At 65.9% G+C, this 12308-nt stretch carries 9 protein-coding genes; 2 read left to right on the forward strand and 7 right to left on the reverse strand.

Annotation, left to right across the window (positions count from 1 at the left end; genetic code table 11):
* Window positions 1-61: 61 nt before the first annotated feature.
* Complete coding sequence (gene putA, locus C7G41_RS30075) at window positions 62-3061, reverse strand: bifunctional proline dehydrogenase/L-glutamate gamma-semialdehyde dehydrogenase PutA (protein ID WP_106945928.1); 3000 nt, start codon at window positions 3059-3061, stop codon at window positions 62-64.
* A 113-nt stretch (window positions 3062-3174) separates the two neighbouring features.
* Here putA and C7G41_RS30080 point away from each other — a divergent pair, with 113 nt between their 5' ends.
* Entirely contained in the window at window positions 3175-3636 is a 462-nt protein-coding gene (locus C7G41_RS30080) for an Lrp/AsnC ligand binding domain-containing protein (protein ID WP_007596520.1), read from the forward strand.
* Between the two features lie 168 nt (window positions 3637-3804).
* On the opposite strand, the gene C7G41_RS30085 is transcribed toward C7G41_RS30080, so the two are convergent.
* From C7G41_RS30085 to C7G41_RS30100, 4 genes are all read right to left on the reverse strand, one after another.
* Window positions 3805-4005, reverse strand: a complete 201-nt coding sequence (locus C7G41_RS30085; RefSeq protein WP_007596519.1) for a cold-shock protein — start codon at window positions 4003-4005, stop codon at window positions 3805-3807.
* Between the two features lie 208 nt (window positions 4006-4213).
* The gene (locus tag C7G41_RS30090) at window positions 4214-4522 is read right to left on the reverse strand and encodes a cytochrome c (protein WP_199198690.1); all 309 of its coding nucleotides are present in this window, start codon (window positions 4520-4522) and stop codon (window positions 4214-4216) included.
* Window positions 4523-4533: 11 nt separating this feature from the next.
* Window positions 4534-5733 (reverse strand): molybdopterin-dependent oxidoreductase, encoded by a 1200-nt coding sequence (locus C7G41_RS30095; protein ID WP_106945930.1) that lies wholly within the window; start codon window positions 5731-5733, stop codon window positions 4534-4536.
* Between the two features lie 324 nt (window positions 5734-6057).
* Window positions 6058-7791: an adenylate/guanylate cyclase domain-containing protein gene (locus C7G41_RS30100; protein ID WP_106945931.1), complete on the reverse strand. Its 1734-nt coding sequence runs from the start codon at window positions 7789-7791 to the stop codon at window positions 6058-6060.
* A 225-nt stretch (window positions 7792-8016) separates the two neighbouring features.
* Here C7G41_RS30100 and C7G41_RS30105 point away from each other — a divergent pair, with 225 nt between their 5' ends.
* Window positions 8017-9582 (forward strand): glycosyltransferase family 39 protein, encoded by a 1566-nt coding sequence (locus tag C7G41_RS30105; protein ID WP_106945981.1) that lies wholly within the window; start codon window positions 8017-8019, stop codon window positions 9580-9582.
* Between the two features lie 193 nt (window positions 9583-9775).
* Here the strand turns inward: C7G41_RS30105 and C7G41_RS30110 are convergent, their stop codons facing one another.
* Window positions 9776-10804 (reverse strand): YcjF family protein, encoded by a 1029-nt coding sequence (locus tag C7G41_RS30110; protein WP_106945932.1) that lies wholly within the window; start codon window positions 10802-10804, stop codon window positions 9776-9778.
* Window positions 10801-12270 (reverse strand): YcjX family protein, encoded by a 1470-nt coding sequence (locus tag C7G41_RS30115; protein ID WP_106945933.1) that lies wholly within the window; start codon window positions 12268-12270, stop codon window positions 10801-10803. Before C7G41_RS30115 ends, C7G41_RS30110 begins: the two co-directional genes overlap by 4 nt.
* Window positions 12271-12308: the final 38 nt, after the last annotated feature.

Raw genomic sequence — 12308 nt, forward strand, 5'->3', positions numbered from 1 at the left:
GCCACGTCACGGGCAGCATTAGACCGATGTTTCGGCGGGATGCAACGCTCCTCGCCGCGCCTCACTCATCCCCTGCGAGCAGGGCAGCGTTGCCACCGGCTGCTGCGGTGTTGATCGTCACGGTCTGCTCGGTCGCGAAGCGCGCGAGGTAGTGCGGGCCGCCGGCTTTCGGGCCGGTTCCGGACAGGCCATGGCCGCCGAACGGCTGTACGCCGACCACGGCGCCGATCATGTTGCGGCTGACGTAGATGTTGCCGATCTGGACGCGGTCGACGATCGCCTCGATGGTATCGTCGATGCGGGAATGGATGCCGAGCGTCAGCCCGTAGCCGGTGCGCTCGATGGCTTGCAGGACGCGTTCGAGATTTTCGGCAGGGTAGCGTACGACGTGGAGGATCGGGCCGAACACCTCCTCGGTCAGCTGGCCGGCATCCTTGAGTTCGAAGATGTGCGGGGCCACGAAGCAGCCCTCCGGCGCGGTGCCGGCAAAGTGCAGCCGCGCCTCTCTCTTCATGCGTGCGATGTGCGCATCGAGGCGCTGCTTGGCCTCGATATCGATCACCGGCCCGATATGGGTCGCGACGTCGCTTGCGTCGCCGATCTTCAACTCGCGCGCGGCGCCCGCGATCATCTCGATCATCCGGTCGGCGACGTCCTCCTGCACGAACAGCAGCCGCAGCGCCGAGCAGCGCTGGCCGGCGGAACGAAACGCCGAGGTGACGACATCGTCCGCGACCTGCTCGGGCAGCGCGGTCGCATCCGCGATCATGGTGTTGATGCCGCCGGTCTCCGCGATCAGCGGCACGATCGGCCCGTCCTTGGCCGCCAACGCCCGGTTGATGCTGCGCGCGACCTCGGTCGATCCGGTGAAGACGATTCCGGCGATATCGGGGTGCGCGGCCAGCGCGGCGCCGACGCGGCCGTCGCCGGTGACGAGGTGCAGCGCGCTTATGGGAATGCCGGCCTCGTGCAGCAGCCGCACCGCCTCGACCGCGACGCGCGGGGTCTGCTCCGCGGGCTTGGCCACCACGCTGTTGCCGGCCATCAGAGCTGCGGTGACCTGGCCGAGGAAGATCGCCAGCGGAAAATTCCAGGGCGAGATCGCGACGAAGACGCCGCGGCCGCGCATGACCAGCGCATTGCTCTCGCCGGTCGGGCCCGGCATCGCCACATCGTTGCCGAACAGCTTGCGGCCCTGCGCGGCATAATAGCGGCAGAAGTCGGCGGCCTCGCGCAGCTCCGACAGCGCATCGTCGAGCGTCTTGCCGCCCTCGCGTTTCAGCAGCGCGATGAAATGGGGCGCGCGGTTCTCCAGAAGATGCGCGGCCTGCTCCAGCGCCGCCGCGCGCGTGGCTGCGGGCGTCCGGCTCCAGGCCGCAAAGCCCGCGCGCGCCGCAGCCACTGCCGCATTGGCCTGATCCGGCGTTGCCTCAGTGACAGGCTTGAGGTCGGCCGTCTCGGCCTTGACCTCCGTCAGCAGCCGGTCGAGCGCGGCGCGCGCGCCGAACTCGACCCCGCGCGAATTGCGCCGCTCCGGCGCGAACAGATCGCCCGGCAGCGGAATTTTGGGATGGGCCGCCTGCTGCGGCCGGACGATGGCGTCCGCCGGACGTTGCAACAACGCCGTAACCGGCACACGATAATCGGACGCCTGCGCCACGAAGGAGGAGTTGGCGCCGTTCTCCAACAGTCGCCGCACCAGATAGGCGAGCAGGTCGCGATGGCTGCCGACCGGGGCGTAGGTGCGGTAGGCGATCTCGGGATGATCCTTGGCGAGCTGCTCGTAGAGCGCCTCGCCCATGCCATGCAGGCGCTGGAATTCGAAGCCGCCATGCGCACCGGCAAGCTCCAGCACTGTCGCGACGCTCAGCGCGTTGTGGGTGGCGAATTGCGGGAAAATGCGCGGCCGCAGACTCAACAGCTTTTGCGCGCACGCAACGTAGTTCAAATCCGTCATCGCCTTGCGGGTGAACACGGGGTAGCCGTCGAGCCCGCGCTCCTGCGCGCGCTTGATCTCGGTGTCCCAATAGGCGCCCTTGACCAGCCGCACCATCAGTCTGCGGTCATGCGCGCGGGCGAGCGCATCGACATAGTCGATCACGTCGCCGGCGCGCTTCTGATAGGCCTGGATCGCGAGGCCAAATCCGTCCCAGCCGGCGAGCGAGGGATCGGCAAGCGTTGCCGCGATCACATCGAGCGACAATTCCAGCCGGTCGGCTTCCTCGGCATCGACGGTGAAGTTGAGATCGTGGGCCTTGGCGCGCTGCGCCAGGTCCAGCAATTGCGGCACCAGTTCGCTCATCACACGGTCGCGGCTGATCGCCTCGAAGCGCGGATGCAGCGCCGAGAGCTTGACGGAGATGCCGGGCCGGTCGGGCAGGGGATGGTTGCCGGCCGCCTTGCCGATGGTCTCGATGGCACTGGCATAGGCGTCGAAATAGCGCCTGGCGTCAGTGGCCGTGCGCGCGCCTTCGCCGAGCATGTCGAATGAATAGCGCGGCCGCTCGCCGGAGCGCGGCCGGGCCCGCTCCAGCGCCTGCTCGATGGTCTCCCCCAGCACGAAATGATTGCCCATCAGCCGCATCGCCTGGCGCGTGGCGGTGCGCACGGCTGGTGCGCCCAGCCGCTTCACCAGCCGGCCGATGGTGCCGTCGGGCGTCTCGCCGGGCTGGATCACCCGTGCCGAGAGGCCCAATGCCCAGGCCGAAGCGTTGACCAGGAAGGCCGTGGACTTGGTCTCGTGGTGGATGAAGTCGCCCTCGCCGAGCTTGTCCTCGATGAACTGGTCGGCGGTGCGCGCGTCCGGCACGCGCAGCAGCGCCTCGGCCAGCACCATCAAGGCGAGCCCTTCCTTGGTCGAGAGCGCGAACTCCCGCAGCATGTCCTCGACCCCGCCAAGACCGCCGTCGCGCTTGCGGATGGCTTCGATCAGCCGCGTCGCGGTGCGATCGATCCGCGCCTCCTGCGGCGCGCCGAGATGCGCAGATGGCAAGAGGCGCGCGGCGATATCGGCATCATCGGGCGCGTAGGGGGCGATGAAACGAGGTGGAATGTCCGGCATGGCGTGTCCTGTAACTCAATCCAGGATAATGCCCACGCGACCTGAGCTCGATAGACAATTTAGCCAATTTGGCTTAGAAAATGAAGCTGCCTTGTCAGTTTGCCTTATGAAATATGGAATTAGATCGAACGGACCGGAAAATTCTCTCGATTCTGCAGCAAGACGGGCGAATCGCCAATGTCGAGCTCGCGGAACGCATCGGGCTGTCCCCGACCTCGATCGGCGAGCGGCTGAAGCGTTTGCAGCGAGAGGGCTTCATCGAGGGCTATGGCGCGCGGCTCAACCCGCACCGGCTCGGCCTCGGGCTCCTGGTGTTCGTCGAAGTGCTGCTCGACAAGACCACGCCCGACAATTTCGAGCGTTTTGCCCGCGCAGTGAAACTCGCGCCCGAAGTGCTGGAGTGTCACATGGTTGCCGGCGGCTTCGACTATCTTGTGAAGGCGCGGCTGGCGGACATGACCGCGTATCGACGTTTCCTCGGCGAGACCTTGCTGTCGATGCCGGGCGTGCGCGAAACGCGAACCTATGCGGTGATGGAAGAGATCAAGCGCGACGCACCATTGCCGGTGGACTAACGGAGTGCCGTCGCGATTGTCATTGCTGTGGCGTCGAACGGGCGGTCTTCGCGGGCAAATAGCTCTCCGTGTGCAATCGCAACGCCTGTCGTCGAATGCACTGACCGTCTTCTAAATTTCTTGGCCCGGCTCCCGGATCGATCCGGGAGTTAGCAAACGCTGGCGGGCTTATACTTTGAGGTTCTCTGCGGAGCTTTTGCCTCGGTTTGCGATCTCTTCATATTCCACCGTCTGTCCTTCGTTCAGGGACGACAGACCGGCTTTCTGCACTGCCGAGATATGCACGAACACATCCTTGCCGCCCGACGCAGGCTGGATAAATCCATAACCCTTCGTCGGGTTGAACCACTTGACCGTACCTTTAGCCATCACGACTTCTCCGCTGGTCTTCCTCCGAGATCTCGAACCGCCAGTCCCCGCCAACCGGCCGGTTCGGTCCTAATACGATACGCGGAATGTGGCTGGCTTGGTAGCTCAAACCACATCGGCATTTCGCCGAATTCCGCTCAACTTCGCGGCGTTTTTGCCAGATTTGCCCGTTTCGCGGTCACTTGGTCCGCGCGCCGCGCGCCATCCGTCAATAAGTCGCGGCCAGGTAATCGACGATCTTGCCGACGTCGGCATCATCGATGGGGGCGCCATAGACCTTGATCATCTTTGTCACTTCGGCCTGCCAGAAACCTTTCTTGTCCTTCATCGGCGGCTGCGTGTTGATGTAGTCGGCGGAGTGGCAGGCGCTGCAATTGCCCTGCACGACTTCGAGATTGGGGCCTGGCTTGAAGGCGGCGACCTCGTCCGGGATCTTGTAGTTGACGGGCGCCGCGACCACGGCACTGATGGCGGCCGAGAGCGCGAGCGAAATGGCGAGAAGAGCGGTGCGCTGCATGATCATTCCCCTCAAGCCACGGTGACGCGGACGGTTTCGACGACGTTGCGCAGATAACCCGCCGGATTCCAGCGCGGCGTATCCGGCTGGGTTTCGCCGCCATTGCCGGTGGCGCGCACCTTGAGCTCGTGGGAGCCCGCCGTGAGCTTCACCGGCAGCGTCCATTCACGGAACGAGTATTTGCCAAGATCCTTGCCGAGCCTGGCGTTGGTCCAGGTCTTGCCGCCGTCGGTGGAGACCGCGACCTCCTTGATGCCCTTGCCGCCGTCGAAGGCGATGCCGCGCAGCGTCGTGCCGCCCGCTTTCAGTTTGGCTCCGTCGGGGACACTGGTGATGAAGGAACGGATCGTGAAGCGGTTGATCGGGATCGTCGCCTTCGGTGCGGTGCCGGGCTCGACCGCGTTGTTCGGCGTGTCAGGAATGCGATAGGCCGACTTCATCCAGAAGCCGTCATAGACATTGTCGACGACCGTGATCTCGTTGAGGTGCTTGACCCAATAGGTGCCGAAATAGCCGGGCACGATCAGGCGCAGCGGAAAGCCGTTGAGGAACGGCAGGTCCTCGCCGTTCATGCCATAGGCCAGCATCACCTCGCCGTCGCTGGCATGATCGATGTCGAGCGCCTTGACAAAATCCGGCGTCTTGTCGCTGACCGGACCGTCCATGCCGTTGAAGGTGACCTGCTTGGCGCCGCTCTGCACGCCCGCCATCGCCAGTACGGCCTTCAGCGGCACGCCGCGCCAGCGTGCATTGCCCATCGCGCCGTTGGCGAGCTGGCCGCCGGCGACGCGCGGATCCAGGAAGCCGCGGCTGTTGCCGGAGCACTGGTTGACGGCGACGATCTCGGTCGCCTTCATCTTCCTTATGTCCTTCAGCGACAGCTTGAGCGGCTTGTCGACCTTGCCCTTGACCTCGAGCGTGAACTTGTCGGGGTCGAGACTGTAGGGCAGGTCGGACAGGTGATAGCGCACGAAGAACGCGTTATTCGGCGTGATCGGGCCGTCGTTGAACACCGCGAACGGCGTCTCGAGCTGCGGCGGGCGGCTGGTCAGGCCGATCATCGGCCGCTTCTGCGGATATTTCACCAAGGGACGTTCGCCATTGGCGAAAGGCAGGGTGACGGTGTCGAGTGCCAGCGCCTTGGTCGGGTTCAGGGCCGTCGCAGCAGCGGCAAGGCCCGCTCCTTTGAGCAGGTCGCGTCGATCGAACATGTGGTCTCCTCCCGGAGCTTTTCGTTGATCGTGGTCATCACCACGATCTCGCGCTCATCTGTCGCAACGCCCCCGATGAAGTCAATTCGTGCTTTCGCAGCAGGCCCATGCCGCTGCGTTGCAGCAAGCCGGTGTTACGCTTGTAAAGAGATTGAGCCGAGCCGTAGCCGCAACGACGGTGCACCTCTCCCGCTTGCGGGAGAGGTCGCGCCGAAGGCGCGGATGAGGGTTCTCTCCTCTGGCGGATTGTCCCATTGCGGAAGCACCCTCTCCCCAACCCTCTCCCGCAAGCGGGAGAGGGGGCGCACCGCCTTCGTGGCTGCCTCACGCCGCGACGCGTTCGCCGTGATCGACGAGCGCCGCCAGCTCCCTGGCGTCCGCGACGACGCGCACGGCCATCGGTTCGTCGCGGCCGCGAATCGCGACCTCCTGCTGCGGCAGCGTATCGTCGGCAAGGCCCGCGGTGCGGCGGACTTCCTCCGAGACGATCGCTTCGCAGGCCAGTGTCTTGGTCATGTCCTGAAGGCGGGCCGCGACGTTGACTGCATCGCCCAGCGCCGTGAACACGATGTGATCGCGATAGCCGATGTCGCCGATGATGACCTCGCCGCCGTGGATGCCGATGCCGAAGCGGATCGGCTGGCGCAGATCGTGGCTCAGGAGCTCGTTGAGCTCGTCGATTTGCCTGGCGATGCCGGCGGCGGCCTTCAGCGCCTGCCGGCATGCCTCTTGCGGATCGACGCTCAGCCCGAACAGCGCCAGCATGCCGTCGCCGACGAACTGGTTCGGCTGGCCGCCATTCTCGATCACGGCCTGCGAGACGGCGCCGAGGAAGCGATTGACGATGAACACGGTGTCGAACGGCAGCCGCTTCTCGGCCAGCTGCGTCGAGCCGCGCATGTCCACGAACAGGCTGACGAGATAGCGCTCCTGGCCGATTCTGGCGGGCGTCGAGGCCTGTGTGCTCGCCGTCAGGGTATGCGCGGTGAAGAGCTGGAAGAAGGAGAGATCCGACGTCGGCCGCAGCTGGCAGGCCAGCCTGATCGAAGGATCGCTGGTGCCGACACGGGTGAGCACGAACGCCTCGCGCTGCGACGGCTCGGGCAGGGCGCCATGATCGCCGATGATGCGGATGCGGCAGGTCGAGCAGCGGGCGCGGCCGCCGCAGACGCTGGCATGCGGCACATTGTGGCGCAGGCTCGCTTCCAGCACGGAGAGGCCTTTTGGCACCCGCACCGTCTTGCCGTTGCCGTAGGACAGCGCGATCATGCCACCGCGCCGTTCGCGCCAGGCCCGTACGCCGCGTGCGGCCAGCGCCAGGGCGAGCAATCCGAGATAACCGGCGGTGAGACCCCCGGTGATGCGCTCGAGCGTCGTGGCCTCGGCAACCGTGCCGACCTGGCGGCGCGTGAGATTATGCGTCCGCCATTCTCCATCGTCGGCCTCGATCTCGACGCTGCGGCCACCCTGATAGACACCCAGCAGCGACAGCGTCGGGATCAGCACGGCTGCCGCGAGCAGATAGGGCGCCGCGCGCGTGAAGAACGGTTTGAGGCGAAGCCAGAAATAGATGCCGATGCAGCCGTGCACCCAGGCGATGAGAAGCAGGATCGTCATGGTCCAGATACGGTTGGACGCGACGAAGAACAGATACAGTTCCTGCGGATAGAGTTTCTGGTGTCCGTACAGCGTCTGGCCGAGGCGCACGCCGATCACATGCGCCATGACCAGCGCGGGGATGCTCAAGCCCAGCACGAGCTGCAACGGCTCGACCGTCCGCCAGCGGAACTGCCGGCGCTGATACAACGCGTAGATGCCGAGCCCCATATGCGTGAGCGCCGCCGTGTAGAACACGATCGTTACAGGCAGGAACTGCCAGAACAGCGTGTGGTAGGTGACCCCGATCTCCATGGCATCGACCGAGATGTTGCCGAGCGCATGGTTGAGGAAATGGCTGACCACATAGGCGAACAGGATGACGCCGCAGACCAGCCGCACCTGGCGCAAGCTGATGGCGCGGGAAAGCTCGGAAAATCGTGAGGATGCGGTTGCGGCCATGATTCTGTTGTATCAGTTCACCAAGGAGAACAGCCAGCGTGGCGTTTAATTCCGGGGATGGATAACTTGCGGGATCACATCCGCGGTAGGAACTACTCCATTGTCGTCCCGGATCGGCGCTTCGCTTGTCCGGGACGACAGCGGATAGGTCGATCCACCCCAACATTGACTCCCCCTCCCAGGTTGGCGAAAAGCGCCGCCGTGACGACAGCTCCCGACACCACGATGCCCCCCGCCGGCGCGGCGCGCCGGCCGCTCGTCATGGCTGCGGCGATCGTCGCCGCGATGACGCTGCTGCGCATCGTCTACGCCTCGGCCATCGAGCTCCGCACGGACGAGGCCTATTACTGGACCTGGTCGCAGGAGACGGCGCTCAGCTTCCTGGATCATCCCCCGGGCATCGCCTGGCTGATCCGGTTCGGCACCGCGATCTTCGGCGACACCACGCTCGGGGTGCGCTTCGGCGGCATCGTCGCGATGCTGGTGACGCAGCTCCTGCTCGCCGATATCGTCCGCCGTCTCACCCATGACATGCGCGCCGTCGTGCTCGCGGTGCTGATGCCGGAGGCCGCGCTCTATTACGGCCTGCTGATGGCCAAGGTCGCGCCCGATGTCGCCATGATCCCGTTGGCGGTGGCGATGATGTGGTGCCTGGTGCGGCTTGCGCAGGGCGGCGACGGCCGCTGGTGGCTCGCGGCCGGCCTGTTCGCCGGGCTGGCGATGCTGTCGAAATTCACCGTGATCATGTTCGCGCCGGCGGTTGCCGCCTTTCTGCTGGTGCCGGATTGGCGCTGGCGCTGGCTGCGCAGCCCCTATCCGTATCTCGCGGTTCTGACCGCAATCGCCGTGTTCTCGCCGGTCCTGATCTGGAACGTGCAGCACGACTGGGCCGCGATCCGTTTCCAGGGCGTGCGCGCCACAACCAGCTACGGAATCTCGCTCCGCACCTTCGGCGATTACATCGGCCTGCAATTCGGACTGGTCGGCTTCGTCATGCTGCCGGTGGTGCTGACGGGGTTGGTGCTGACGGCATGGCGCGGCTATCGCGCGCGTGAGCCGGTCGCGATTCTGCTGTCGACCGCGGTGCTGGTGCCGTTTCTCTATTTCCTCGCGAAATCCCTGACCCTCCGCGTCGGCGACACCTGGCCGATGTTCATGTGGCCGGTCGGCTTCGCCGCCGCCGCCGTCAACCTCACAATGTTGTCGCGTGAAAAATGGTCGGCGCGGATGATCCGGTCGTCGTTGTTCTGGGCCAACACGGCGGTGGTCTCGGGCATCGCCTTTGTCGTCATCGTGTTCCTCTATTATGTAGCCACGCCGTGGAATTTGCTCGGCAAGATCGATCCGACCGGTGCCGAGTCCGGTTACGAGCAGGTCGCCGCGCGCGCCCAGGCCGCATTGGACGAGACCGGCGCGACCTGGATCGCCACCACGGACTACCGCACCTATGCCATGATGCGCTGGCTGTTCAGGGGCCGCGTGCCGGTGATCGAGATCAACGAGCGCGGCCGCTTCCAGGGTTTCTGCGATCCCGGCATGGACCGGATCAGAGACCGCGCCGGCATCTATGTCGGACGCGAGCCGGACAACCGCTCATCGCTGTGGGAGAACATCCCCGCCAAGCGCGAGCAGCTTGGCCAGGTCGAACGACGCTGGCGCGGTCTCGTGATGGATAATTACGTGGTGGAGAAGCTTTCAGGCTGGACCCCGGAGCTGTCGCCCCCGAAGGACTCGCCGCTGTTCCAGTGGCGCGTGCTGGCGGGAGAGTTCGAGCGACGTACGCTCGCCTAGCAAGGTGGGCTTCTTCCTTCTCCCCTTGCGGGAGAAGGTGGCGCGAAGCGCCGGATGAGGGGTTGCGTCAGCGAGTCGAAATGCGAGTGGGTGACGTGCGGAGAGAACCCCTCACCCGTCTCGCCGCTCTGCGGCGAGCCACCCTCTCCCGCAAGGGGAGAGGGAACAGCGCTCGCTTCGCGCGAACAGAGCGCTACTCCTCCTCGTCCTTCCTCCGCAGCAGATCCGTCGCGAGATCCGATAGCTTCGGCGGCGGCAGTGCCGCGAACGGCAGCGGCCGTGTGACGTCGATCGCGGCCAGGCCCAGCCGCGCCGTCAGCAATCCATTCAGCATGCCTTCGCCCAGTCGCTGCGACAGCTTCGCCGCAATGCCGTGGCCGAGCATCTGCTGCACCAGGCTGTCGCTCGCGGCCATGCCGCCGGTGATGGCGAGATGGGCAATGACGTGGCGGAGCAGGCGGATCATGCCGAGTGCGCCGGGACGGCCGCCGTAAAGAAAAGCGAGCTGGCGAATCAGGCGCAGCGACACGATGAACACGAACATCACGTCGATCGCCGCACGCGGGCTCACCGCCGTGACGATCGAGACCTTTTGCGCGGCTGACGACACCAGCCGCCGCGCCTCGATGTCCAGCGGCGACATCAATTCGCGCTCGGCGAGCCGGATCATGTCGGCGCCGTCGATGATCTCGCCGGCGTGGCTCTCCAGTGCGGCACGGGCGCGCGCGAGCTGCGGGTTCTGATGCGCGATCTTGAGCAGATCCTGCACGATGATGCGGCTTTCCTTGCGGTCGTCGCTGGCGAGGACGGCGGCGGCGCGCTGATGCAGCTTCTCGATGGTCGCGAGGCGCGCCAGTCCATACGCTTCACGCCCGGTCACCACCACGAGCGCAAGCGCAGTGACGAAGGCAAGCGCCAGTCCGACGAAGCCGAGGCTTTCGCTGCGCGCAAACAGATCCTCGATCAGATGGACTACGCCGAGCCCGACCCCCAGCAGCGTCAGCCCGGCAACGCCGGACCAGAACAATGCGCCCCAGGGGAGGCCGCGCCGCGCCGGGAGCGCCGATGCGATCGGCACCGGCAGTGTCGCCGGATCGTGCTCCGGCGTGATCTGGATGGTGCCGCGGCCAAGCCGGGCCGTCTCATCGGCTTCGGTGACAACGACGCCGGGGTCGTCGAGCCGGAACGTCGCCGGCCGCCGTGGCTTCGATCGGTCGTTCATGACAATTTGTCTCCGATCAGGAACTGCAAGGCACGGTCGAGACGGATGTGAGGCAGCACCGGCTCGTCGGCCCCCTCGCGTTCGAGCTTTGGCGGACGGAAGCGCAGGAAACGAAAATCGCTCTTCTCGGCGGCCTCGGTCGAGAGCCCGCGGAAGGCGTCGGTGCCGTTGAACAGCGGCTCGGGATCGAGCGGCAGGTCGCCCGGAAAGGTCGCCACCTCGGTGTTGCCGTCGAAGAACTCGCCGCCGGCGCTTTCGCCCGCGGCCGGCGTTCCCAAAATCGACGGCAATTTGTCACGGCCATGCGCGACCTGCGCCTCGCGGGTGGCGCGGACGGCGGCGAGCGCGACGACGTCGATCGTCGCGCCGGTAGTTTCCGCGCGCGCAACGGCGCGGGTGACCGCGCGGCGCAGCACGGCCTCGAGCCGGTCGTGACTGGAATGATGCAGGTGATCCGCCTTGGTCGCCGCAAACAGAACGCGGTCGATCCGGGGCCGGAACAGGCCGGAGAGGATCGTGCTGCGGCCGATGTTGAAGCAGTCGAGAATGCCCGCGAGTGCGGCTTCCAGATCGTGCAGCGCTTCGGGGCCGGCGTTGAACGCGGCGAGCGCGTCGGCCAGCACGATCTGGCGATCGAGCCGGGCAAAATGATCCCGGAAGAACGGCCGCACCACGACGTCCTTGTAGGCCTCGTAGCGGCGCACCATCATCGCCCACAGCGATCCTTCCGGCGCCTGGCCGCCCGCGGGCACGTCGAGCGGCGCAAAGGTCAGCGCCGGTGTGTCGGCGAGATTGCCCGGCATCAGGAAGCGGCCGGGCGGCAGCAGGCTCATCGCAAACCGCTCGTCGCGGCAGCCTTGCAAATAGCCCCTGAAGAGCTTTGCGGCCGTGAGCGTCGCCTGCTCGTCCTCGCGCGCCTCGGGCTTGAGCGTTGCGAGATGCGCGTGCCAGTCCGCGGCAAGATGGACGCGCGGCGCCTCGCGCGACAGGGCGAGACTCTCAGCGGACCATTGCTCAAAGCTCTTCTGGAGCAGCGGCAAATCGAGCAGCCACTCGCCGGGATAGTCGACGATGTCGAGTGTCAGCGTGCGGTCGGCGCCGTTCTGGCGCTGGTAGTCGATGACGAGCCTGAGCTCGCTGATGTCGACAGTCGAGCTCGGCCAGAGCCGCTCCTCGATCAGCGCGCGCAGATGGCTCTCATAGGCAAAGCGCGGCACGGCGTCGTCCGGCTGCGGCGCCAGATGGGCCCGCGCGATCCGCCCGGACGAATAGGCCTCGAATACCGGAAACCGCCCACCACGCGTCAGGCCGTGGATCAGCGCGGTGATGAACACCGTCTTGCCGGCCCGCGACAGGCCGGTGACCCCGAGCCGCACCGTCGGGTTGAAGAAGTGCTCGCCATAGTCGATCAGCGCCCTCGCCGATAGGCGCGCTTCTTCGACCATATCCTGGAAACTGAATGCCATTTGAACGTTAAGGGATCTCGGCGGGAGAAAATGTGTGA

Source organism: Bradyrhizobium sp. MOS002, assembly GCF_003020115.1.
Taxonomy (GTDB): domain Bacteria; phylum Pseudomonadota; class Alphaproteobacteria; order Rhizobiales; family Xanthobacteraceae; genus Bradyrhizobium.